Below are 23752 nucleotides of genomic sequence, written 5' to 3' on the forward strand. Positions count from 1 at the left end.
CAGCGCCAAAAGGCGCTGTTTTTTTATAATCTTTAAACAGTTTAGCTTATAGCTTGTCTGCTTCTTCAGATAGGTACTTAGCAACACCTTCAGGCGACGCATCCATACCAGCTTTACCTTCAGTCCAACCCGCTGGGCAAACTTCACCATGCTCTTGGTGGAATGCTAGTGCATCAACCATGCGTAGCATTTCATCAACGTTACGGCCAAGTGGAAGGTCATTGATTACCTGATGACGTACCATACCTTCTTCGTCGATTAGGAATGAACCACGGAACGCAACGCCATCTTCTGGGTGCTCAACATCGTATGCCTGGCAGATGTCGTGCTTAACGTCAGCAACAAGGGTGTACTTAACCGGACCAATACCACCTTGATTTACCGGAGTGTTTCTCCACGCATTGTGTGAGAACTGAGAGTCGATTGAAACACCGATCACTTCAACACCACGCTTTTTGAACTCGTCGAAACGCTTGTCAAAGGCGATAAGCTCTGACGGGCAAACAAACGTAAAATCTAGTGGGTAGAAGAATACAACAGCTTTCTTGCCCTTGATTGCTTCACTTAGTGTGAAAGTGTCAACAATTTCACCACTACCAAGTACCGCTGCTGCAGTAAAGTCAGGTGCTGGACGGCCAACTAATACACTCATGAGTCTCTCCATTTATATTTGGATTGTAATAATAGAAGTGATTACGTTGCGTAACCACTTTGATAAGAAATTTCTTTCAAAGAAAATAGGTACGAATATGGAAATAACAATATTAAACAACGAGTTTTTTTACTGATCATACCAATAACCGCTTAACATCCCCCCACACTGTTCAGTCTTTCTTCAATTACCTTGTATTAAATTTGTCATTATCCACTTGCTAAAGCAAAGAATAACAATTATTATCATTTACAGATTCATTTGGAGTACGTTTAATGTTTGTTTGCATGTGCTATGGGGTAACTGATAAAAGCATTCGCGCAGCGGTTGAAGAAAACGGTGTGGGAAATATGCGAGAGTTACGTCAACATTTAGAGCTTGGCTCACAATGCGGTAAGTGCATCAACATGGCGCAACAGATCATTGACCAAACTATCGTCGATGATTCCCTATTCAAAGACGTTGGCTAGGCAATTAGCCAACCCGCGTATTCTTAACACGCAACGTCATCGCTCTTAGCATCCTTGGCTAGACTTAAAACACTATATTTATTATCACGATTATTCCTTTAAGTGGCCTAAGTCATATCAATTTAATTACCTAAGTAACATTCACATCGTCACCTAAAACGATAGGTTGTTGTCCTTTCAAACTCAGAGCTAGGCTCATTTTCTTACTTTCACTGAGTGCAGCTTGCCATTTAACTACATAGCTTTGCTGAAGCATGCCCTAGTTAAAGGTGTACTCAATGCCTGCATAATAGAAAGCCCCATTGATACCGCTAGGCGATGTAGGTGGGTAGAGTGCGCCAACTTCACCTTGAAAAGGGTTTTCATTAGGCAGCGAATCAAACAGATTTTGGGCGCCGAGGGTAACTTGTGTTTGAGGCAGTACTTTCCATGCGACTTGGGCATCGAATGTGGTTAACGCATTGCCGTATATGTCCATGCCTGCGGACGCATCAAGATGGTCTTCATAAAACTCACCGTAATAGTTAAGTCGCCAAGTAAATGCCCAATTTCCTTTCGATTGCTCCAGCGTGATACTGCCTCGATGAGCAGGCAAGTTATCTTCCAGCATACGAATTCTTGCCTGTGTTAGATTAGGTAGAAGCCGTATTTCGTCCCCCACTTGCGCAGGATAAAGTGTAACCCGCTCTACTTGTGTATCTGTCCAGTTGAAGGCAAGAAGTAAAGAATTTGACCAATCAGCTAGCGCAAAATTGTAGTTAACAACTAAATCAACACCCTGAGTTTTTGTATCAAAGTCATTAGTAAAATACTTTGCAGCATTATATTTCGCCGCATCTGGACGCCCTTGGGCAATAAGTGCACTAATGTCGTCGTCGGTCAACGGAATTGCAGATGTCGTACTAATGCGATCAGAAAGGCGAATATTGAAATAGTCGAGCGTTGCAAAAAAGTTCTCGCTTGCCTGCATAACAAGCCCAAGGCTAAAGTTCACCGATTCTTCAGGCGTAAGTGGAGTTGCGCCTAGTTGCAGTGAGATAAGATCAGTGGGAGGCAGCGTTGCTTGGTCTTCCAAACCGTTAACACCGTAGGCGGTAGTTACGTTGATAACATTACTCTGCCCTACTGTTGGGGCTTTAAAACCAGTGTTTACAGACCCGCGTAATGCAAAAATATCATTTAGTTTATAGCGAGTACTCAATTTCCCATCGAATGTCGAACCGAAATCACTGAAATGCTCTACACGTGTGGCCACGCCAAACTGCCATGCTTCGGTAACATAAAATTCCAAATCGGCGTACACGGCCCAATTGCTTCTGCTCCAGTGCCCAGCACTTTGAGGCTGATACCCCGGAAAACCGTTGGAACCGATGGAAAAGCCTTGGTTCAACCCAAGTGGCGGCTCTAGAGCGAAAGGGCCTGCAATATATGACGCTTCATCGCCGGACTTTTGAAAATAGGTTTCTTTACGCCATTCTAAGCCCACGGCAATGCTAACCGGATCGTCGAAAATAGTTTGAATGAGTTTGTTAAAATCTAAGTTAAGCGTTCGCTCTACTTGCGACACACCACCGGGCGAAAACGACGTTGGCGTTTGTGGCCCTAACGATGGATTAACCGTATTTGAGATGGTGTACTCAATGTCACTGTAGCCCAATGTCGCACTGGCATCCATCGCCCAGCCATTAGGTAACTCATGTTTAACGCCCATCGCAATAGAAGCATCCGTTATCGTGCCCCCAAATTTTGGTGTGAAACCGCCAGGGAACCACTCGTTGAAAGCAAAACAGTTGGCACCAAGCGCCGTTGTGTTATCTGCAATAAGTTGATACGCGGGGTCCAGCAATACACTATTGCTGGACAAGGTTATAGAAGGGCAAGCAATTCCACTTTCCAATCCATCGAGATCGGCTACAATCAGACGACTTTCCCCTGTATTTGGGTCGGTACGGCTGAACACCCCTTCTCGGGTTTGCGGATTTCGAAAGTAAAAACCACCGTTTATTTCTCTTCTTGCTGCAGTGGCAAAGCTGTAAAAATGTGATTTAGATGAAATGTCTGCGCCTGCATTTAGCGCAAGTTTAATATCTTCGTTAACATCAAGCGCTCCCCATACTTGGGACGGTGACGCGATGAACACATTCCCTTGGTCAATCAAGTTCTGCGCATCAATCCGCTGTACAGAGCGCGACGTGCCATTTTGCTGACGATACTCTGCCGTTGCATTTAAAAAGCCGTTTTCTCCAATAGCAAAGCCCTTATTCAACTGCACTTGAAAAAGTTCGCCGTCGCCTTCACTGTATCCGCCAACTTTCAGCGCAACATGCCCTCCATCACGAGCATCCTTAAGTACGAAGTTAATCACGCCTGCAATGGCGTCTGAGCCATATTGGGCTGCTGCACCATCTCGCAATACTTCGACTTGCTTTAACGCATAGGCAGGAATAACCGATATATCAGGCCCTTGGGCACCGTCAGATAAACCTCCGCCTAAAAACGTGATTACCGCAGAGCGATGGCGTCGCTTTCCGTTAAGCAGCAAAAGCGTGTGATCCGAGGACATGCCTCTAAGGTTCGCCGGCCTTACCAGGCTACTGGCATCATTGATGGGCTGATCGTTTACGTTTAACGAAGGAACCATCACGCTTAACATAGAAAGCACGTCTGAATTCCCCTGTGAGTTGAGGGTTTCAGAACCAATCACATCCAAAGGAACTGGTGAGTCAACAGCACTTCGAGGCGAGTTACGAGTACCGACGACCGCAATTTTTTCAAGTCCATTGCCTCCCTCGTCTGTTTTCTTTTCGGTATCTTGTGGCTGTGTTTCCTTCGCCACTAACGATGAGCGAGAACGAATACTTACCGCACCGCTTTCATCAGTCACTACCGCCAATTCAGTCCCTTCAAGAAGCTGTGCCAGCGCTTCATTCAGTGTGAACGTACCTTCCAATGCGTTTGTTTTCACTTTTTTTGCTAAATCAAAAGGAAAAAGCAATGTGGTATTTGCCTGTTTAGCTAGTTCGGTTAGCGCTTCATTGGCATTTTGTGCGGGTATTGAAAAGCTGTAAGCACCCAATTTTGGTTCGGTTTGGTCGGGTGATTGCGACGGGCTGTCTGTTTGTGCTTGAAGCGTTGGCGCTGGTGCTATTAAAAGAAAAAAGCCAGACGCTATGTGTAGTGCCGAGAGGGACAAAATACGGGAGAATTTGCACATTCTTTTTTGCGAAAGGCATTGGGCCGAACACGCTAGGGCATGCAGCTTTTCTATTGCCTTTTTGGTTTGCCTGCTTATCGCAAAATTGCTGTATTGCAAGATATAAAATCGATGTGCTTATTATTTTAATTATATTGTCACATTAAAGAAATTGATGCCAACTACGAATAGTAGAAAGCACCTATCTTTCAGAAATATTTAACTTTTCGCTAGCTTAAGCTCAATACTTGTTTCTGTGACTTTCTCGTAATTGATATTAAAGCTGCTCTTAAGTGCTGACAACAAACCGTCTATATCGCCTACCTTAAAGTAGCCCGCTACACGTCGCTTGCGCAGACTTTCATCCGAAATGTTAAAGCGAACGGGTGTATAGCGCCCAATCTCAGCTAATACGGCCTCTAGCGGTTCACCTTTAAATACAATCATACCTTGTTGCCACGCTAAATCGTCGTCAATGTCATTTTGAGACATGCTTTCACGGGCTTCAACTTTACCTTGCACTGTGGCTTTTTCACCTGCGAACATGAGAAGCCCTTCTTCAGCAACAGGACGTTTAGTGAAGAGCGACTCGTTGGAAGACGAAGCCTTAAAGCGATCTTTCACCAATACCTTTCCGTCGGTAACCACTAACTCAAACGCATTATCATCCACATATTGCATATTAAAAGCAGTTCCAACAGCGGTAACGGTGTTGTTGCCTGCAGTCACAGAGAACGGGCGAGACGTGTCGTGAGCCACTTCAAAGTGTGCCTCCCCTTTCAATAAAACGATATTGCGCGCCGTTGATGAGAAGTCTACGGTAACTACAGAGTTTGTATTTAGATGAAGTTTAGAGCCATCGGCTAGCGTCACGTTTTTCTGTTCGCCAACACCGGTTTGTACCTTTTGTGTTACCGCTGCGAATTCAGGGGTGCTATCTAGCCACGTGCGCTGAACCACTACCCCAACAGCAATTGCCATCACTAAAAATGTGGCCGCGATGCCCCAAACCGCTGTTTTAGGCATGTTGCGTTTTTTCGACGACTGACGTGAGGTAGGCTGCGGGAATAAACCGCTCAATTCATTTAATACCGACATGTCGTCCCACAAGCTAGCGGCGTCGAGCAAAGCTTGACGATGCGCATTACTTTCCGACAACCAAGCATCTAGCTCCGTCTTTTCGTCACTGTTTAAGCCGCGATCGAGACGGCTTATCCATAAGCATGCTTGCTCTTGGATATCTTCTTTGCTTGAAAACTGGCGAATATTGTTCATGTTAACTACGGCTTATGTCCTGAGTCGCGTTAGCAGTGGCACGGGGGGATGCACTGTCCTTTGACAGCTCGGCTAAGTACCTAGAGCACATCATTAAACCTTTGGCGACATGCTTCTCAACGGTGCTTTCGCTTAGCCCCACAAGCTCTGCAATCTCTTTTTGTCGCATGCCATATACTTTTTTCAGCAAAAATACGCGTTTTACATCAGCAGACAATGTATCTGTTGCTCGGCAAAAATGAATAAAACGCTCTTTGCTTTCTACATTTTTTTCTAAACTGTGCCCTACAAGTTCATAAGGCAAAATATCCATGTCATCGAGCTGCTGCTTATTTTTGTTTTCAGCTTTCGCAACATGGTTCAGCGCTAGATTACGCGCTGTCTTGAGCATATAGGTACGCTCATATTGTATTTCTTGTTTTAACTCTGCTTCGTAGCTTTTAATAAAAGCTTCTTGCACGATGTCTTCAATGTCGTCGGCGCCAACAATAGAACCTACCGCACGCATTAGCTTTGAGCGGTATTTTAAAAAGGTTTCAGCTACTGTCGACTTTCTCGTCATAATATTAAATGTTGTGTGTTTCGATTTGCTTACATTGGCATCAATAATGCCTGCTTTTTCGTTCTTTTTCACCTAATAAAATAAAAGGGGGCTAATGCCCCCTTAACTTTGAAACATTAAGTGAAAGTTTGGTTTATAGGTAATTGCTTACCTATTAAAAAGTGTAAACACCTCTTAGGTAGTAGAAGCCACCGTTTATACCAATTGGTGATGTTGTCGGATACGCTGAACCTGCAATCTGTGCGTAGGTGATACCACCTGCATCAGTGTTGTTTTCGTCAGGGTATTCATCAAACGCGTTCTTAGCACCAACAGTTACCGTGAACTCTTCAGTGAAGTTATATGCTACTTCAAAGTCGAACGTAATTTCAGAACCTACTTTGTCAATCGGCAATGCAGAGTCTAGGTGATCTTCGAAGATGCTACCGTAGTAGTTCATTCGCGCAAGGAAGCGCCAGTCGCCATTAGTGTGGTTAGCTGTTGCACTGTAACGTACCGCTGGAAGGTTATCTTCTAGCATGCGAATACGGAAATCAGAGATATTGTCCGACGCGCGGTCAACTTCTGTAGACGTCCAGTTATATGCAAGTGAGAACTTAGTTTCACCGCCCATCATATCCATCGAATAGTTCGCTACTACGTCTACACCTTCGGTGGTGGTGTCGAAGTCGTTAGTAAAGAAACTGATTTCAGAGAAGCTAGACGCATCGTTGATACCTTGCTCAAGCAGCGTGGCAATGTCTTCTTCAGTCAGCGCAATACCAGAGGCAGTACTGATACGGTCAGTCAGTTCGATGTTGTAGTAGTCTGCGGTAATGAATAGACCATTATCGAAATCGGCTACCACACCAAACGTGATACTTTCTGACTCTTCAGGCGTTAACTGCTCACCACCTTTAAGTTGGGACACTGGATCTGTCGGAGGCAGTGTTGCACGGTCAATAAGTTCACCACCTGTACCAAACGCGGTAGTTACGTTACGCACGTTGCTTTGACCAAGGGTAGGTGCTTTAAAGCCTGTTGAGAACGCACCACGGAAAGCAATGTTCTCAAGTGCTTGCCAACGGAAAGCAATCTTACCTTTCGTTGTGTCACCGAAATCAGAGAAGTCTTCATAACGTAGCGCACCGGCTAACATGAAGTTTTCAGTGATATACGCTTCTGCGTCAATGTACAGTGCGATGTTGTTGCGGGACACACGACCTTGGCTATTGGCCGCCAAGCCAGGGAAACCATTTGAGCCAATGCCAAAGCCTTGTGTCGCCAGCGGACCTATTTCATAAGAGGCAGTATCACCTGCAAAGCTCTCATAACTTTCGTTGCGATATTGGAAACCAGTTGCCACGAATAGTGGTTCATATAAACCAACATCGAACGGCTTAGTGAAATCAATATCAAGGGTTTGCTCAGACTGCGTATAGCGACCTGGGCTAAATTCTGTAGGTGTTTCTGGACCTAAAGACGGGTTGATGGTGTTGCTAATAGCAAAGTCAACTTCGTTTTGGCCAAGGTTCAAGCTCACGTCATACGTGATATCGTGGTCAAGTTCGCCTTTCGTACCAAAGACAAGTGACATATCTGTAACCGTACCACCGAAACGAGGTGTGAAACCACCTGGCAGCATTTCGTTGAACGCCCAACAGTCAGGATTGTTCTGAACTTCGTTAATATAACGCGGGTTCTCTAGTACGTTATCACCAACTACGATGTCGGTTGGACAGTTACCTGACATATCGCCGGTTAAATCACCAACAAGCAGTAGTTGCTCGCCATCGTCATTTGTACCACCATCGTTCACACCACCACGATTGTGTGGGTTACGGAAGTAGAAACCACCTTCAACTTCACGCTCGGCGTAGTTACCAAACATGTAAGCTTCTGAGGTAGCAGAAAGCTCTATACCTGCATTAGCGAAAAGTTTGATGTCGTGTTTGATCTCAGGTGAGCCCCAAATTTGCGCAGGATCTGCTACAAAAGTGTTCCCAGCCGCTATCAATGCAGCAGCGTCTGCACGCTGTACACTTCGAGATGTGTCGTCTGCAGTACGGTATTCAGCTGAAAGGTTAATAAAGCCTTTGTCAGATAGAGGAAGACCTACGTTACCCGACATCTGAATCATGTCGCCGTCGCCTTCGTAGAAAGAGCCGTAACGGGCTTCAAACGAACCGCCTTCTGATGCATCGTTAAGTACGAAGTTAATTACGCCCGCAATCGCATCAGAACCGTATTGTGCTGCTGCACCATCGCGAAGTACTTCCACTTGCTTTAATGCCGCTGCTGGGATAACAGAAATATCAGGACCTTGTGCACCGTCAGAAAGACCACCACCAAGGAAAGTGATAACCGCAGAACGGTGACGACGTTTACCATTTACAAGCACAAGCGTGTGGTCTGATGCCATACCGCGAAGGTTAGCAGGACGAACAAGCGTTGAAGCATCGTTGATCGGCTGGTCGTTTACGTTAAAAGACGGAACAACAGTCTGCATCATAGATACCATATCAGTGGCACCCTGCTGCTTAAACTCTTCGTCAGAAATAATATCAATTGGCACCGCTGAGTCAGCGACCGAGCGAGGCGCTGCACGTGAACCAACTACCGCAATTTGTTCAAAATCTTCGGCCTTAGCACTCTCTTCAGCTTCTTGCGCATAAACAGGTGCAGCGGCCATTACTGAAAACGCAGCTGATGCAGCTAATACGCCACGCACGTTTTTGGTCAATAAAGACAAGGTTGTATTCATGGTGGTTTCCCGGAGTTTCTCTAAGACACCTTCAGCGTTTTAAACACATTAAAAAAATGCTCAGAGTAGTTGTTATTTTTTACCTTCAACACTGACTCATTTGCGGTCAGATGGTGTTTTTTATAGAACGCAAGATATTAAAAAACAAACCTTTTTCGACAAAATAAAAATATTTTTTCACTCCGTAGAGGATTTTAATTTCTGACCTGTCTATATAATTTTTACGGGAATAAAAGTGCGGGATTTTTGGCGGGTTTTAATAAAAAAAGCCGACTATAAGCCGGCTTTTAAATCGTTTTTTACAAACCTAAAAATTTGTACATGGAAACAAGATTTACTCTGCTTCTTTGTACTTTGCAGCCGTTTCTTTAATAAGCGGTTGAAGCTCGTTTTGTTGGAACATTTCAATAATGATATCGCAACCGCCTACAAGCTCACCTTCAACCCATAGTTGCGGGAATGTCGGCCAGTTTGCATATTTTGGTAGTTCTGCGCGGATGTCTGGGTTTTGAAGAATATCTACATAAGCAAATGGTTCGCCACATGACATCAACGCTTGCGATGCTTGTGAAGAAAAGCCACAGCTAGGTAGTTTAGGAGAACCCTTCATATACAACAAAATTGGGTTTTCTTCGATTTGCTGCTTGATTCTATCTAGCGTTGATTGATTTTCAGTATTATCCATTTGATTCCTCTGAGCACAAAAGTGTATTCCCAGTTAGATGGGAATGCATGAATGATTTATCAAGGGAAAGGGTATCATAATTTTATGTTTAATTACCCATAGCTAAATTGATCTTTTCAACTTCTGAATCGTTATCTACCCATACATTGCAATACAAATTAGTGTCACATTTTAACTTTTGAAAAAAAATTCACATTTTTGTCATTGAGTTATAGGACTTTATCCCCACATTTGGGATATGCTTTAGCGTCTAGAGCAGTATATTGAACATAGAATTAATATGCACTTATTGAACAGGCGAAGATAAGTGGGCTTTAGACTACAATACTAAACCAACATGGAGACCGTCATGGCTTTTGAATTACCAGCATTACCATACGAACAAAATGCACTAGAACCGCATATTTCTGCTGAAACGCTTGAGTACCACTATGGCAAGCACCACGCTACTTATGTAACTAAGCTTAACGGCCTAGTTGAAGGTACTGACATGGAAAACAAAAGCCTAGAAGAAATCATCAAATCTTCTGACGGCGGTGTTTTCAATAACGCAGCGCAGGTATGGAACCACACGTTCTACTGGCACTGTCTAAGCCCGAATGGCGGCGGTGAGCCAACAGGCGCGCTAGCAGAAGCTATCAACGCGAAGTGGGGCTCATTCGCAGACTTCCAAGCAGCATTTAACGATAAAGCTGTTAACAACTTCGGTTCAAGCTGGACGTGGTTAGTTAAAACTGCAGACGGCAGCCTAGATATCGTTAACACAAGCAACGCGCAAACGCCTATTTCTGGCGACGACCTTACGCCAGTGCTTACTGTTGACCTTTGGGAACACGCTTACTACATCGACTACCGCAATGCGCGTCCTAAGTACCTAGAAAATTTCTGGGCGCTGGTTAACTGGGAATTCGCAAGCAGCAACTTTGCATAAGCAAAAGACTGAAGCGTTAAGCGCCTTGCGCTCTTAACAGCGTAAAGTATCAGTTATAAAAAGCCCCGCTTCCAAGCGGGGCTTTTTTTATGCACTGTTGTTCATTAAGTGACACTAAATTCTTATTAAAGTTGCATTTTTCATTAGACGAAAAGATTAAAAACTATACACAATAATTACTATCGTTTTCCCAAATACCTACTAAGCTGAAATTACGGGGTTCCGTATTTAAGGGGTATTCATGGGTATTTTTGAACACTATCAAAGTCGCTATGAAGAGCGAAAACAGGAAGAGTTCACCATTGGGGAGTTCCTTGAAATTTGTAAAGAGGATCAAACCGCTTATGCAAATGCAGCAGAACGTTTGCTACAAGCTATTGGTGAGCCTGAATTAATCGACACTGCCAACGACCCGGCACTTAGCCGCATTTTCTCAAACCGCGTTATTTCTCGTTATCCAGCTTTTTCAGAATTCTATGGCATGGAAGAAGCCATAGAACAAATCGTTTCTTACCTTAAACACGCCGCACAAGGTCTTGAAGAGAAGAAACAAATTCTCTATTTGCTCGGCCCAGTGGGTGGCGGTAAATCGTCTCTGGCAGAGAGACTTAAAGAACTTATGCAGCACGTACCTATTTACATGCTGAAAGGCTCGCCTGTTAACGACCATCCATTCTGTCTGTTTGATGTCAAAGAAGATGGCGACATTTTACAAAAAGAGTACGGCATTCCTAAGCGCTACTTAAAAACCATTATGTCGCCGTGGGCACGCAAACGCCTGCATGAATTCAATGGCGATATTACCCAGTTCAAGGTGGTTCGCGTTTATCCATCAGTGCTCGACCAGGTGGGTATCGCTAAAACCGAACCCGGTGACGAAAACAACCAAGATATTTCATCTTTGGTGGGTAAAGTTGATATTCGCCGCTTAGAACAATATGCACAAAACGACCCTGATGCTTACAGTTATTCAGGTTCACTATGTAAGGCCAATCAGGGCTTAATGGAATTTGTGGAGATGTTCAAAGCACCGATTAAAGTGCTGCATCCACTTTTAACTGCTACACAAGAGGGTAACTACAACCCAACAGAGGGCTTCTCTGCGCTTCCCTTCGATGGGCTTATACTTGCGCATTCAAACGAATCTGAGTGGCAATCGTTTAGAAACAATAAGAATAACGAAGCCTTCCTAGACCGTGTCTATATAGTAAAAGTACCGTACTGTTTGCGAGTACGTGAAGAAATTAAGATCTACAAAAAGTTACTAGACAGCAGCGAGCTTAACGGCGCGCCCTGTGCGCCAGACACGCTAGAGTGTTTAGCGCAGTTTACTGTGTTATCGCGCTTGAAAGAGCCAGAGAACTCCAGTCTATTTTCTAAAATGCGCGTGTATGATGGCGAGAGCCTGAAAGACACCGACCCGAAAGCCAAGTCTTATCAAGAGTACCGCGACTACGCCGGTGTCGATGAAGGCATGGAAGGGTTATCCACCCGCTTTGCATTTAAGATTCTCTCCAGGGTTTTTAACTTCGATCATCAAGAAGTGGCGGCAAACCCAGTCCATTTGTTTTATGTACTGGAGCGTCAAATTGAACGGGAGCAGTTCCCTCAAGAAACCGCTGATAAGTATTTGGAGTTTTTGAAAGGCTACCTCATTCCTCGCTACGTGGAATTCATTGGTAAAGAGATTCAAACGGCTTACTTAGAATCGTATTCTGAATATGGGCAAAACCTGTTTGACCGCTATGTAACCTATGCTGATTTCTGGATCCAAGACCAAGAGTATCGCGACCCAGAAACCGGACAGCTGTTCGACAGAGCGTCACTGAATGCTGAGTTAGAAAAGACAGAGAAGCCTGCGGGAATAAGTAATCCGAAAGACTTCCGTAACGAAATCGTTAACTTTGTTTTGAGAGCCCGTGCAAATAACGGCGGCAAAAACCCAGCATGGACCAGTTACGAAAAACTTCGCACCGTGATTGAGAAGAAAATGTTCTCTAACACGGAAGACTTACTGCCGGTTATTTCTTTCAACACCAAAGGCTCTGCAGAGGAGCAGAAAAAACACGACGACTTTGTAAATCGTATGACCGAGAAGGGATATACGCAAAAACAAGTTCGGTTGCTGTGTGAATGGTACCTGCGCGTACGTAAAGCGTCTTAGCGCTAAACGCATGTGGTGCTGAAGCGCGTGTAATGCGTGCTTCAGCACGGGTATTTGTAGTTCACAACAAGACAAGCAGGTGTGTATGGCGCATTTTATTGACCGAAGGTTAAACAGCAAAGGTAAGAGTACGGTAAACCGCCAGCGCTTTATTAAGCGTTACAAACAGCAGATAAAGCGTGCTGTTTCTGATGCAGTGGGTAAACGTTCTGTTACCGATTTAGATTCTGGCGAGCAAATTAGCATTCCAGCCAGAGATATCTCTGAACCTATTTTTCATACCGGCCGCGGCGGCAGTAGAGATATTGTCCACCCCGGCAACGACCAATTCACAGCGGGTGATAAAATTGATAGGCCGCCAGGCGGCGGTGGCAAGGGCGCAGGCGAAGGCGACGCTAGCAATGAAGGCGAAGGCCAAGATGAGTTCGTATTTTCTATATCCAAAGACGAATATTTAGACCTACTTTTTGAAGATTTAGCGCTTCCCAACTTAAAGAAAAATCAATTTGATAAAGTCACCCAATACGAAACTTATCGCGCAGGTTATCAGACCGATGGCGTGCCAAGTAATTTAGATATTGTTCGCTCACTCAAAGGCTCTGTGGCAAGGCGTATTGCCTTAAGCGGAAGTGATAGAAAGAAACTGAGAGAGCTTGAAGAAAAACTTGCACTGCTTATAGAAGACAAGCACGACAATACGTTAGCCATAAATGCATTAAAAGAAGAAATTGAAGCACTTAAAGCCAAAATAGCCCGAGTGCCTTTTATTGATACTTTCGATTTGCGCTTTAAGAACTATGACAAGCGTCCGCTTCCCTCAAGCAAAGCCGTAATGTTTTGCTTAATGGATGTATCTGGCTCTATGGACCAAGCCACCAAAGACATGGCTAAACGGTTTTATATCTTGCTGTATCTCTTTTTGACGCGAACCTACGAAAATGTAGACGTGGTGTACATTCGTCATCACACGCAAGCAAAGGAAGTAGACGAGCACGAGTTTTTCTACTCTCAAGAAACCGGCGGCACTATTGTTTCAAGTGCATTGAAGCTAATGGATGAAGTCGTTCGCGAGCGCTACAGCGATGGAAACTGGAATATCTATGCAGCACAAGCGTCAGATGGCGATAACTGGGCTGATGACTCGCCACAGTGTCGTGACTTGCTTACCGCTAAACTGCTACCCGCAACCCGTTACTATGCCTATATAGAGATAACCGAGAGGCAGCACCAAAGTTTGTGGCGAGAATACGAGAAAGTGGCCGCCACTCACGACAACTTTGTATGTAAGCACATACAAACACAGGCCGACATCTATCCTGTGTTCAGAGAGCTATTCAAACGCTCTGAACAAGATGCGCAGCAAGGAGCCTAATATGACAACCGACGCTATGGCAAAAGAAAACAGCAAGCCTGAAACATCAAAACGCCACTTATTAAGCGATGGGCCCGACTGGACGTTTCCACTTATCGAAGAGTATGAGCAACATATCGATCGCATCGCCAAAAAATTTAAGTTAGACACCTATCCCAATCAAATTGAGGTGATCACCGCAGAGCAGATGATGGATGCTTACGCCAGCATCGGCATGCCGCTTAACTACACGCACTGGAGCTTTGGCAAAAAGTTTATTCAAACTGAGCAACAATACCGTCGTGGACAAATGGGGCTGGCTTACGAAATCGTCATTAACTCTGACCCCTGCATTGCGTATTTAATGGAAGAGAACACCATTACCATGCAAGCGCTCGTTATGGCTCATGCGTGCTACGGTCACAACTCATTCTTCAAAGGCAACTACTTATTTAAAACCTGGACCGATGCCAGCTCTATCATCGACTACCTGGTCTTTGCTAAAAACTACATTGCTAAATGCGAACAAAAATATGGATTTGATGAAGTCGAAAATATGCTCGACTCGTGCCACGCGCTAATGAATTACGGCGTTGACCGATACAAACGCCCGCAGAAAATTTCGTTACAAGAAGAGAAAAACAGACAAGAAGAGCGCGAGGCCTACCTGCAATCGCAAGTGAACGAGCTTTGGCGCACCCTGCCAAATAGCCCGCATAGCAAACACAAAGAAAAAATTCGTTTTCCACAAGAACCGCAAGAAAACCTGCTTTATTTTATTGAAAAAAACGCACCTTTACTTGAACCTTGGCAACGTGAAATTGTGCGTATTGTACGGAAAGTTTCGCAGTATTTTTATCCGCAAAAACAAACCCAAGTAATGAATGAAGGATGGGCCTGTTTTTGGCACTACCACATTCTAAATGAGATGTATGACGAGGGTTTGGTCAGCGACCGCTTCATGATGGAGTTTTTGCACAGTCATTCAAGTGTCGTAATGCAGCCAGAGTACAACAGCCCTTATTACTCTGGCATCAATCCGTATGCGTTAGGCTTTTCCATGTTCATGGATATTAAACGGGTGTGTCAGTCTCCCACTGAAGAAGACTATAAATATCTTCCAAGTATTGCGGGAAAAGACTGGCTTGAGACCGTGCATTTCGCCATGGAAAACTTTAAAGACGAAAGTTTTATCAGTCAGTTTTTATCGCCTAAAGTTATTCGCGACTTTAAGTTATTCGCCCTTGAAGATGACACCACCAAGCCCTTTATTGCGGTGAGCGCTATTCATGACGAAATGGGTTATCAAATTATTAAAGAGAAGCTGTCTGCTCAATACAATTTGAGTAATTTAGAACCCAACATTCAGGTACATAACGTTGATGTAAGAGGCGATCGTTCGCTTACTCTTCGCTATATTCCTCAACGAGGAATTCCGCTAGGCGATTCAAAAGATGAAGTTATGCGCCACCTGCACAGGCTGTGGAAATTTGATGTACGTTTAGAGCAAGACAATGGTGATGATGGTACTGACGTGATATCAGAGTGTAAACGTGCACCGCAGGCGTAAGCCTGCGGTCAGCCATCAGAACAAGATTTTAAGCCGCCTTTGCACTTTCCATTTCTTTTCTGGAACACAGTAGCAGTGACAGTGCGCCTATTGCTGCAAAAACGGCTGCGGTAACGAACGTCTCATAGGCGTTAGTGCCTTGCTGCCACTGCTGCCCTGCCAAGTAGTTTCCAAATGCGCCACCTAATCCAAACGCTATACTGATGTATACCGCTTGCCCTCGGCTTTGATACGCCTTCGGCAGGAACTGGTGGATAAAATGCACCGATACCGCATGCGTTAAACCAAAGCTTAACGCATGAATAAGCTGACTCAACACAATCACCATAAAGGTATCAGCGAATGCCGCCATGACATACCAGCGAAGCCCTGTCAGTGCGATGCTCACAAACAATAAATTCCACACGCCAAACTGGCTAATCAGACGGCGGGCAATAAGAAATATCCCCACCTCGGCAAGTACCCCAAGCGCGATAAAGATGCCAGTTTGTTGGCCGCTGTAATCAAGGTCGCGCATGTAAAGTGCGAAAAATCCGTAATACGCACCAAAGCTAATTTGCAAGCACGCTGAAGCGAATATAAAGATGGCGAAAGGTTTTTGTTTGGCGTATTTCCAAATACTTCCCGCCGTAGACGTTTCAGGTGCAGCTTCTTTGGGCGCACGTATGAACAAGGTACTGATGAACAGTAACGCGAGTACGCCAATACTGGCGTGCACTGGCGTGTCGGTAGAAAAAATATCTAGGGCTTTACCCACACCTACCGTCAAACAAATAAAGCCAACGCTCCCCCATAGCCTTACCTGCCCATACGTGGCATTGGTTTTCGCCACCGTGTTCATCGTGATAACTTCAAGTTGAGGCAACACCGCTGTCCAGAACATCATCATCAACCCGAAAGCCAACGTAAGCCCCCAAAAACTGGTGAAGTAAAACACCGAACTGAAAGTTAGTACGGTGAGCAAGCAGCCTAAACGCATTACGCCAATGGCATTACCCGTTTTATCGGCCACGCCAGCCCACAGGCCTGGCCCTAAAATACGCGCTAGCGTTATAACAGCAAAAAGTTCACCGATTTCGGCAGAGGAAAATCCCCGCCCATCAAGGAAGATACCTAAATAAGGCACAAGCACGCCAAGCTGACCGAAGTAAAGCCAGTAGGTGATAGCAAGAATAAAGAGGCCGGTTTTGCTGCTTGCTGGGCTCGCCGCAGTATTGTTGGCATCGTTTAGGCCATTTGGTGACAATTCACATCTCCATATGCAAAAACGCCACTAGCGCAGAACCGGCAGTGGCGAATGATAGAATTAATTAGCGCAACATGCGCTCATGCTGCGTGTATCTTTAATCCGCGTTAACGTCGCAGTCTTGGCATTGCGGTCTTGCGATTTAAAAAACTGCTATGCCTGACCCGCAATTGGTTTCGTGGTCGACTGCACACCGGCATTTTGCGCGCGGTGGCGTAGCAGATGATCCATCAATACCAGTGCCAGCATGGCTTCAGCAATAGGTACAGCACGGATACCCACACACGGGTCGTGACGACCTTTGGTGACGATATCGATTTCTTCATTGTCTTTATTGATAGTTTTACCGGGAACCGAAATACTTGAGGTCGGCTTAAGCGCCATGTGTACTTCAATATCCTGACCGGTAGAGATGCCGCCTAGCACGCCACCTGCATGATTAGATGTGAATCCTTCAGGAGTAAGCGTATCGCGGTGTTCACTGCCTTTTTGATTAATAACATCAAAACCATCACCAATTTCCACGCCTTTCACTGCGTTAATTCCCATCATGGCGTGGGCGATTTCAGCATCTAGCCTATCGAAAACAGGCTCGCCTAGGCCTACAGGCACATTCTTCGCAACAACCGATACCTTCGCGCCAATGCTGTCGCCTGACTTTTTAAGGTCTCGCATGTACTCGTCCAGCGCGTCTAGCTTAGACTCATCAGGACAGAAAAACGGGTTAGTGTTGGTTACGCTGTGATCAACCTTATCTACTGTTACCGGCCCAAGCTGAGACAAATAGCCTAATACTTCAATACCGTGCACTTCTTTAAGGTACTTTTTCGCAATACCACCTGCGGCTACGCGAATAGCCGTTTCACGTGCAGACGAACGACCACCACCGCGATAGTCACGGCTTCCGTACTTTTGATCGTAGGTATAGTCAGCGTGGCCTGGACGAAAGCGGTCCTTGATATTGCCGTAATCTTGGCTTCGCTGATCTTTATTTTTAATCAATAAACCAATACTGGTGCCAGTAGTTTTACCTTCAAATACGCCAGATAAAATTTGTACTTCATCGTCTTCTCTTCGCGCAGTAGTATAACGAGAGGTGCCGGGCTTACGTCTGTCTAAATCGACCTGAAGATCTTCTTCAGTGATCTCAAGTCCTGGAGGGCAACCGTCTACTACACCGCCAATTGCAATGCCGTGGCTTTCACCAAACGTGGTTACAGTGAAAAGTTTTCCGAAGCTGTTACCTGACATAATTAACTATTAATCCTTACTACTAAAATACTGTACTAGTGTGTCTTTGCGCACGGCGAAAATACCTGAACCACCGTTATCGAATTCAAGCCAAATCACTTCTAACCCGGGGAACCTTTCGCTCATGTGCACTTCGCTATTTCCAACTTCAACGAATAACCAGCCACCGTCATTAAGGTAAGTTGGCGCCTCTTTAAGCATGATATCAACCAGTTCCAGACCGTCTTCACCTGCGGCAAGGGCAAGCTCAGGCTCGTGGTGATACTCTTCAGGCAAGTCAGCCATGTCCTCTGCGTCAACATAAGGCGGATTAGACACGATAAGGTCGTATTTCTGCCCTTCTAAACTTGAAAACAGGTCAGACTGAATGGGATAAACACGGTGACTAAGACCATGCTCCTGAATATTAATATCGGCCACTTCCAATGCATCTGTGCTGATATCAACGGCATCTACCTGCGCTTCTGGGTATGCATGAGCAAGCGCAATAGCAATACACGCACCGCCCGTGCACATATCAAGAATACTGTTAGGCGTCGATTCTACAAATGGCGCAAACTCTTTTTGAATAAGTTCAGCAAATGGAGAGCGAGGAATGAGCACTCGCTCGTCTACGTAGAACGGCATACCGCAGAACCAGGCTTCGTTTGTGATATAAGGTAATGGCATGCGAGTTTGCACGCGCTTTAAAACAAGCTCTGCAATCTTCTCTCGCTCGCTTTTCGTTAAGCGAGACGTCATTACGCTGTCCCCAACTTGTTCCAATATAGGATGAGGCAAATGTAAGGCTTGCATAACTAGGCTTGTCGCTTCATCCCATGCATTGTCAGTACCATGACCAAAGTACAAGGCCGCATCGTTAAAACGGCTGGTTGCCCATCGTGTCATATCTAACAGGGTATGCAGATCTTCAATGGCTTCTTCAAGGTAAAACTTATCGGTCATGGCGTTTGGGTACATCAAAAATTTCAAAGCTGGTATCATACCCAAACTTCATACCGATTCACATAATTAACTACGTACCGAATCTTTCTATTCGTTATAATTTAGGCGTTTTGAATCGTTAAACTCGAGTGTATTTACCCAAGCTATCGTTGATGAAAACCTTTAAAAAAGAACTCAAAGCATTGAAGAAGCAACTTTCTGAACCTCATCGCCATAAAAGTCAGGCGAGACAGGAAGGCGCCCGTAATGGAAATATGTCTACGAATACCGAGGAAGAGACCTTTTCATTTGCCGATGCAATGCAGGGAGTGACGCCTTTATCACAGGATAAAGTGGAGCCTGATAAGCAAGTTGAGTTATTTAAGAAGTCACAGCAGGTAAAAGGTAAACATCTAAAACACAGTAAGCAATTAGCGGCAAGCTTCGACTTTTCTGATATGTACCAGGCAGCGTTGCCGCAAGAAGGGCCCATGCGCTTTTGCCAAGAAGGTGAGTCTACGCATATTTTGAAGCAGCTGCGCCGTGGCGACTACTCGCCAGAAATGACTTTAGATTTACATGGCCTTACCCGAGAGATGGCAAAAGCCGAGCTTGCCGCACTTATTCACACGGCAAGAAAAGAACTGATAGATTGCGTGTGTGTAATGCATGGTTTTGGTCAGGGCGTGCTAAAAGCCGCCCTGCCCCATTACTTAGTTCAGCACCCACACGTACGTGCATTTCATCAAGCGCCCCTCGAATACGGTGGACAAGCAGCACTACTGGTACTCATCGACATACCGCTTCAAAACAACAAGCGTTAATTTGCACCTGGACAGCCATACATGGTGACTTATTTGTCTTCATCTGCACTGTTGTGCATAAACAAATAAGTGTAATACATCATCATCGCTACAATAATGCCTATACCGAGTAGTGAGCCCCATACTACGGGGTCTTTCATCATAGTCCACAACATAAGTAATCTCCTCTTCAACTAAGTAAATAGTAGAAGAGGCGTTAGATAGAGGATGTGATCCAGATCAAATTCGATTTCTAGTCGTTAGCTGTCGGCCTAATTATTTGATCCAGGTCAACATACAGTTAATACCAATCCCCATATTTGTCGCGCCATCACAATTGGGGCTTTGCCATACTTAGTTGTAACGATTGAATATGTTCAGGTTTCCCTCATAACCAAGCAAGGCCTCCGCATTACGGCACAGCTGCTCCATCGACTCACTAACTTGTATATCAAAATTTGGGGGTGTTGCTCGAAGACTGTGTTGAAAGATTTTGGCGTTTACATGGTTCGCAAGCAAAAGAAAACCCAAACACCCATACGTTCTCAGAAAGGGAAGCCGTGAGCAAAGTTGAGATGCGGCAGTATGTGTAATCGTTAAACTTTTGTCGGGAATAGATAGAATTACCCACTTATCAAGTTTCTGACCCTCTCTTGCGATATTCCTAAACCATCCGTCGACAACGCTATCGTCGTATACATTGCTTGGTATATCAAATAGAACATTGTTGACGTTGAAAAAACGGTATTGATGCTGACTACCTACCATGGCTACCTCCTGTTATGCCTTCATTCAATTGGTAGAGTGGAGCACTGAGCAAAGATCAGTTTTGACAGGGCGAATTCGCCTAGTTAGGACTGTTATGGCTATCGTCTGGCATTATTGAACTGATTAACATTGTGGGCCTGCAGACAAGCAAGTACTTTTTCACTCAACCACAGTGTTGCCTGAGCAGTGTCGTCAAAGTATTCGAATGCTAGTGTTGAAGATTCATAAACACGAGACCAAAACTTCTTTTGCATTGCCACACCTTCTGGTTCATGAAGCACCACTGCCGTGACGATTAGTCCCAATGCTACGGCTTTACTAACAATTTCTTGCCCAGCGTTAGTAGCCTCCATGGGCGCAAGTGCTAGACCATGCACATTTACTAAGCTTCCCCAACACGGTGTATCAATATTCTTTCTTTGTGCGCCAACCACACGCTCATACTTTTGCATGAACTCAAGATTAAACGGACCTACTAAGTCTATATGTAGAATATTTTGCTCTGCTTGAAAATGAGCGTGAACCTCTCCATGCGCACTAAACTTGTCTATATCCATACGTTCCTCCACTTGAAAAGTATAGAACAAGATCAGGGCCAGATAAATTTGTTGCATATTTAGGGATAGAATTAATTCACAAAAAGGTATTGCAAATCATTCTCATTTACACTATCTTGTAAATGCCTGTTCGACGTTGGGTAAAAAACGGTCTTGGCTTAGCGTCGCTGAGGGATAGACGCCCGTCTATCCCTCAATTTTTTTTCTTCAATATATTTTTCTACTTATTTTAATCAACGTTCATAGACGCATAAAAAAAGCGACTATCACGTCGCTTTTTCTCGCTTCTTTAATTTAGCTAAACAGCTTCATAAACCAACCTTTTTGAAGATCTTCCTCGCAGGTTTTAAGTTGAGTAGCATAGCGCAGCGAGCGCGCTTTAACTTTTGACGCCACTTTCTTCAGCCACGGCTTTCTATCATAGCTTCTGCGTTTGTACCCGCCCCATCCTTCGTGATAGTTAAGGTATTGCGCATAGGCGTCCCATTTAGAAATACCGTTCACTTTTTGCGACTTGTAAATAAACCATCCCATAAAGTCGATAGCGTCCTCGAAATCATCACGATCCGCACCACTGTTATCTGTTTCTCTCATATAGTCAGACCAAGTAGGTGTTTTCGCTTGTGAATAGCCATAAGCCGAACTAACACGCCCCCAAGGAATGAGCCCGAAGAAAACGTAATCACGCGGTGGAAGCGCATCGTGGCGGAAGGAACTTTCTTGATACATCATGGCCATTGGAACATGTATAGGCACACCCCATTTATCGCGGGCATCAGCAGCTGCATCATACCAATCGTCCTTTTCGTAGAATATTTCGCACAAATTACTGATGTCTTTAGGAGGCGTAGTTGCACACCCAGCGATAAACAGCGGAAAAAGAACGATGAGAGTTGATAAAAAAACAACCAATTTTTTGAACTTTTGGTTCATAGCTTGTCTTAACTAATGTTCTAGTAAAATGTGTGTTTCCCTGGAACCCTTCGATGCCTGACCTATGTCAGGCATTTTTTTTTGCTGGGGCCTCAGCGAAATAATCACGAATAAATGTATCAAAGTCTTTAACATCAGCAGCTTCTATTTCTTTTTGAGCAGCAAACGACACGTCAGCTTGGGCAGCAAAACCAGCAGCATCCGTATCCGTGTATTCAAAAGACTTCATCTCAGCTTGATAAGCTTGTGCCAGTTCTAAGCCCAACATGCCATTATCTTTGTCACTTTCTAGCAAAGTAGCAAGTAGTTTACCTGACGGTGTTAGCGCCGGATCCGCCACTTTTTCAGCCTCGACGTTCACCGCTTGTGTATAACGCGACGTATCATTGGCTAAATCGAGTAATTCGGCCGCTTGCTCGAAGGACTTAAACAGAGAGGCACACCATTTAGGTAGTGAAATATTTTCTCCGCCATTTTGCAGGAGCAAATCAGGGTTTCGCCCTTCTAACACCACTTTATTCATATTCTCTTTAGCTTCTTTAAGCTGCGCTTCGTCAAGTTCTGCACTTGGCATTAGTAAGCACGCCACTAAGAAAACATCTAAGAAATCGAATTGCGTCTGTGAAATACCAATTGCCGAAAATGGATTTACATCTAGAGCGCGCACTTCAATGTAGCTGATACCGCGTCTAACCAAAGCGTCTGTTGGCTTTTCCATTGACTGAGTGGGCTGCTTAGGGCGTATAGGCGAGTACAGTTCATTTTCAATTTGAATGATGTTGCGACTTAACTGTTGATAATTGCCCTCTTCGCCTGCAGCAAACTGGCTGAACCGGGATGACGGCGTATTCATCGCATCGCGCAGCAAGGTGACATAGTTGTCTAGCTTGTTGTAACAAATCTTAAGCGATGATTGCTCTGCACTTGTGTAGCCTAAATCACTCATGCGAAGTGATGTCGCGTATGGCATGTATACCGTGCCCTTACCAACCTTTTTAAAAGGTAACGCATGCTGCTTACCTTTTAAAAACGATCCACATAGTGCAGGGGATGCACCGTACAAATAAGGAATAAGCCAACACAACCTGCGGTAGTTGCGGATAAGCCCAAAATAATCGGCTGAAGTCTGCTCTTGAGAATGTTCTTTTCCGTTCAGTTCAGCCCATAGCTTCCAAAACATTTCGGGAAGAGAAAAGTTGAAATGCACGCCGGCAATTGCCTGCATCATACTGCCGTAGCGGTTTTTAAGACCAATGCGATATACACGCTTCATCTTGCCCACATTTGACTCACCAAAATAGGCGATGGGAATGTGCGCTTCATCATCTATAAAGCATGGCATACTTAGCGGCCATATTTGCTCTTCACCAATATTATCAATAACGAATTTATGGATATCTTTTAACTGAGAAATCGTTTTGGCAGCACTGTTTTCTGGCGGCGTAATGAATTCAAGCAACGATTCAGAAAAGTCTGTTGTGATTGAATCATGGGTTAGCGCAGATCCCAGCGGTTTAGGATGGGGTGTTTGTGCCAACGTACCGTTCGGGTTTATACGAAGGGCTTCGCGCTCAACGCCGCGCTTAATATCTTTTAGCGCAGCGAGAAATTCGGGTGACTTAAGCGCAGCAATGCGCGCTTCAAAACGGGATGAGTCTACAGTCAAAATGGTGG

Annotated in this window: 20 protein-coding genes; 6 read left to right on the top strand and 14 right to left on the bottom strand. The window is 44.8% G+C overall.

The window, feature by feature from the left end; genetic code table 11:
• Positions 1 to 46: 46 nt before the first annotated feature.
• Positions 47 to 652, bottom strand: a complete 606-nt coding sequence (locus tag ACFI6J_RS05975) for a peroxiredoxin (protein WP_014948770.1) — start codon at positions 650 to 652, stop codon at positions 47 to 49.
• A 275-nt stretch (positions 653 to 927) separates the two neighbouring features.
• Between ACFI6J_RS05975 and ACFI6J_RS05980 the strand changes: the two genes are divergently transcribed.
• A complete protein-coding gene (locus ACFI6J_RS05980; RefSeq protein ID WP_462585791.1) occupies positions 928 to 1122 on the top strand; it encodes a bacterioferritin-associated ferredoxin in 195 nt (64 codons plus the stop codon).
• Between the two features lie 259 nt (positions 1123 to 1381).
• Here the strand turns inward: ACFI6J_RS05980 and ACFI6J_RS05985 are convergent, their stop codons facing one another.
• The 5 genes from ACFI6J_RS05985 to ACFI6J_RS06005 all read right to left on the bottom strand — a co-directional run bounded on the left by ACFI6J_RS05985 (position 1382) and on the right by ACFI6J_RS06005 (position 9580).
• Positions 1382 to 4315, bottom strand: a complete 2934-nt coding sequence (locus tag ACFI6J_RS05985; RefSeq protein WP_462585861.1) for a TonB-dependent receptor domain-containing protein — start codon at positions 4313 to 4315, stop codon at positions 1382 to 1384.
• Positions 4316 to 4534: 219 nt separating this feature from the next.
• A complete protein-coding gene (locus ACFI6J_RS05990) occupies positions 4535 to 5590 on the bottom strand; it encodes a FecR domain-containing protein (protein ID WP_283626418.1) in 1056 nt (351 codons plus the stop codon).
• A 1-nt stretch (position 5591) separates the two neighbouring features.
• The gene (locus tag ACFI6J_RS05995) at positions 5592 to 6224 is read right to left on the bottom strand and encodes an RNA polymerase sigma factor (protein ID WP_014948766.1); all 633 of its coding nucleotides are present in this window, start codon (positions 6222 to 6224) and stop codon (positions 5592 to 5594) included.
• An 82-nt stretch (positions 6225 to 6306) separates the two neighbouring features.
• Complete coding sequence (locus tag ACFI6J_RS06000) at positions 6307 to 8895, bottom strand: TonB-dependent receptor plug domain-containing protein (protein ID WP_039226539.1); 2589 nt, start codon at positions 8893 to 8895, stop codon at positions 6307 to 6309.
• 334 nt (positions 8896 to 9229) lie between these two features.
• On the bottom strand, positions 9230 to 9580 hold the full coding sequence (locus ACFI6J_RS06005; RefSeq protein ID WP_014948765.1) for a Grx4 family monothiol glutaredoxin: 351 nt from the start codon (positions 9578 to 9580) through the stop codon (positions 9230 to 9232).
• Between the two features lie 349 nt (positions 9581 to 9929).
• Here ACFI6J_RS06005 and sodB point away from each other — a divergent pair, with 349 nt between their 5' ends.
• The 4 genes from sodB (at position 9930) to ACFI6J_RS06025 (ending at position 15596) form a co-directional block, all read left to right on the top strand.
• The gene (sodB, locus tag ACFI6J_RS06010) at positions 9930 to 10511 is read left to right on the top strand and encodes a superoxide dismutase [Fe] (RefSeq protein WP_014948764.1); all 582 of its coding nucleotides are present in this window, start codon (positions 9930 to 9932) and stop codon (positions 10509 to 10511) included.
• A gap of 241 nt (positions 10512 to 10752) precedes the next feature.
• Positions 10753 to 12675: a PrkA family serine protein kinase gene (locus ACFI6J_RS06015; RefSeq protein WP_014975982.1), complete on the top strand. Its 1923-nt coding sequence runs from the start codon at positions 10753 to 10755 to the stop codon at positions 12673 to 12675.
• Between the two features lie 85 nt (positions 12676 to 12760).
• The gene (locus ACFI6J_RS06020; protein WP_014948762.1) at positions 12761 to 14047 is read left to right on the top strand and encodes a YeaH/YhbH family protein; all 1287 of its coding nucleotides are present in this window, start codon (positions 12761 to 12763) and stop codon (positions 14045 to 14047) included.
• A 1-nt stretch (position 14048) separates the two neighbouring features.
• Positions 14049 to 15596, top strand: coding sequence for a SpoVR family protein (locus ACFI6J_RS06025; RefSeq protein WP_014975981.1), 1548 nt, complete (start codon positions 14049 to 14051; stop codon positions 15594 to 15596).
• A 28-nt stretch (positions 15597 to 15624) separates the two neighbouring features.
• Here ACFI6J_RS06025 and ACFI6J_RS06030 read toward each other — a convergent pair whose 3' ends face one another.
• The 3 genes from ACFI6J_RS06030 to prmB form a co-directional block, all read right to left on the bottom strand.
• On the bottom strand, positions 15625 to 16842 hold the full coding sequence (locus ACFI6J_RS06030) for an MFS transporter (protein WP_202285452.1): 1218 nt from the start codon (positions 16840 to 16842) through the stop codon (positions 15625 to 15627).
• Positions 16843 to 16995: 153 nt separating this feature from the next.
• A complete protein-coding gene (gene aroC / locus ACFI6J_RS06035; RefSeq protein WP_014948759.1) occupies positions 16996 to 18093 on the bottom strand; it encodes a chorismate synthase in 1098 nt (365 codons plus the stop codon).
• Positions 18094 to 18102: 9 nt separating this feature from the next.
• Positions 18103 to 19038, bottom strand: a complete 936-nt coding sequence (prmB, locus tag ACFI6J_RS06040) for a 50S ribosomal protein L3 N(5)-glutamine methyltransferase (protein ID WP_039226525.1) — start codon at positions 19036 to 19038, stop codon at positions 18103 to 18105.
• Between the two features lie 152 nt (positions 19039 to 19190).
• Here prmB and smrB point away from each other — a divergent pair, with 152 nt between their 5' ends.
• Positions 19191 to 19841, top strand: coding sequence for an endonuclease SmrB (gene smrB / locus ACFI6J_RS06045; RefSeq protein WP_014948757.1), 651 nt, complete (start codon positions 19191 to 19193; stop codon positions 19839 to 19841).
• Between the two features lie 29 nt (positions 19842 to 19870).
• Here the strand turns inward: smrB and ACFI6J_RS06050 are convergent, their stop codons facing one another.
• The 5 genes from ACFI6J_RS06050 to gshA form a co-directional block, all read right to left on the bottom strand.
• Entirely contained in the window at positions 19871 to 19996 is a 126-nt protein-coding gene (locus ACFI6J_RS06050) for a hypothetical protein (RefSeq protein ID WP_012517787.1), read from the bottom strand.
• Positions 19997 to 20174: 178 nt separating this feature from the next.
• Positions 20175 to 20588: a hypothetical protein gene (locus ACFI6J_RS06055; protein ID WP_014948756.1), complete on the bottom strand. Its 414-nt coding sequence runs from the start codon at positions 20586 to 20588 to the stop codon at positions 20175 to 20177.
• Positions 20589 to 20686: 98 nt separating this feature from the next.
• Complete coding sequence (locus ACFI6J_RS06060) at positions 20687 to 21145, bottom strand: hypothetical protein (RefSeq protein WP_342340476.1); 459 nt, start codon at positions 21143 to 21145, stop codon at positions 20687 to 20689.
• Positions 21146 to 21439: 294 nt separating this feature from the next.
• A complete protein-coding gene (locus ACFI6J_RS06065; RefSeq protein ID WP_014948754.1) occupies positions 21440 to 22078 on the bottom strand; it encodes a transglycosylase SLT domain-containing protein in 639 nt (212 codons plus the stop codon).
• 67 nt (positions 22079 to 22145) lie between these two features.
• Positions 22146 to 23744 carry a glutamate--cysteine ligase gene (gshA, locus tag ACFI6J_RS06070; RefSeq protein WP_342340475.1) on the bottom strand — a complete coding sequence of 533 codons (1599 nt, stop codon included), beginning with the start codon at positions 23742 to 23744 and terminating at the stop codon, positions 22146 to 22148.
• Between the last annotated feature and the right edge of the window lie 8 nt (positions 23745 to 23752).

The organism is Alteromonas sp. G4i13, from assembly GCF_054960505.1.

Excerpts from the sequence above, each read along its gene's own strand:
- ACFI6J_RS05975 (WP_014948770.1), bottom strand. The coding sequence starts at position 652 with ATGAGTGTATTAGTTGGCCGTCCAGCACCTGACTTTACTGCAGCAGCG.
- ACFI6J_RS05980 (WP_462585791.1), top strand. The coding sequence starts at position 928 with ATGTTTGTTTGCATGTGCTATGGGGTAACTGATAAAAGCATTCGCGCA.
- ACFI6J_RS05990 (WP_283626418.1), bottom strand. The coding sequence starts at position 5,590 with ATGAACAATATTCGCCAGTTTTCAAGCAAAGAAGATATCCAAGAGCAA.
- ACFI6J_RS06000 (WP_039226539.1), bottom strand. The coding sequence starts at position 8,895 with ATGAATACAACCTTGTCTTTATTGACCAAAAACGTGCGTGGCGTATTA.
- ACFI6J_RS06005 (WP_014948765.1), bottom strand. The coding sequence starts at position 9,580 with ATGGATAATACTGAAAATCAATCAACGCTAGATAGAATCAAGCAGCAA.
- sodB (WP_014948764.1), top strand. The coding sequence starts at position 9,930 with ATGGCTTTTGAATTACCAGCATTACCATACGAACAAAATGCACTAGAA.
- ACFI6J_RS06015 (WP_014975982.1), top strand. The coding sequence starts at position 10,753 with ATGGGTATTTTTGAACACTATCAAAGTCGCTATGAAGAGCGAAAACAG.
- ACFI6J_RS06020 (WP_014948762.1), top strand. The coding sequence starts at position 12,761 with ATGGCGCATTTTATTGACCGAAGGTTAAACAGCAAAGGTAAGAGTACG.
- ACFI6J_RS06025 (WP_014975981.1), top strand. The coding sequence starts at position 14,049 with ATGACAACCGACGCTATGGCAAAAGAAAACAGCAAGCCTGAAACATCA.
- aroC (WP_014948759.1), bottom strand. The coding sequence starts at position 18,093 with ATGTCAGGTAACAGCTTCGGAAAACTTTTCACTGTAACCACGTTTGGT.
- prmB (WP_039226525.1), bottom strand. The coding sequence starts at position 19,038 with ATGACCGATAAGTTTTACCTTGAAGAAGCCATTGAAGATCTGCATACC.
- smrB (WP_014948757.1), top strand. The coding sequence starts at position 19,191 with ATGAAAACCTTTAAAAAAGAACTCAAAGCATTGAAGAAGCAACTTTCT.
- ACFI6J_RS06050 (WP_012517787.1), bottom strand. The coding sequence starts at position 19,996 with ATGTTGTGGACTATGATGAAAGACCCCGTAGTATGGGGCTCACTACTC.
- ACFI6J_RS06055 (WP_014948756.1), bottom strand. The coding sequence starts at position 20,588 with ATGGTAGGTAGTCAGCATCAATACCGTTTTTTCAACGTCAACAATGTT.
- ACFI6J_RS06060 (WP_342340476.1), bottom strand. The coding sequence starts at position 21,145 with ATGGATATAGACAAGTTTAGTGCGCATGGAGAGGTTCACGCTCATTTT.
- ACFI6J_RS06065 (WP_014948754.1), bottom strand. The coding sequence starts at position 22,078 with ATGAACCAAAAGTTCAAAAAATTGGTTGTTTTTTTATCAACTCTCATC.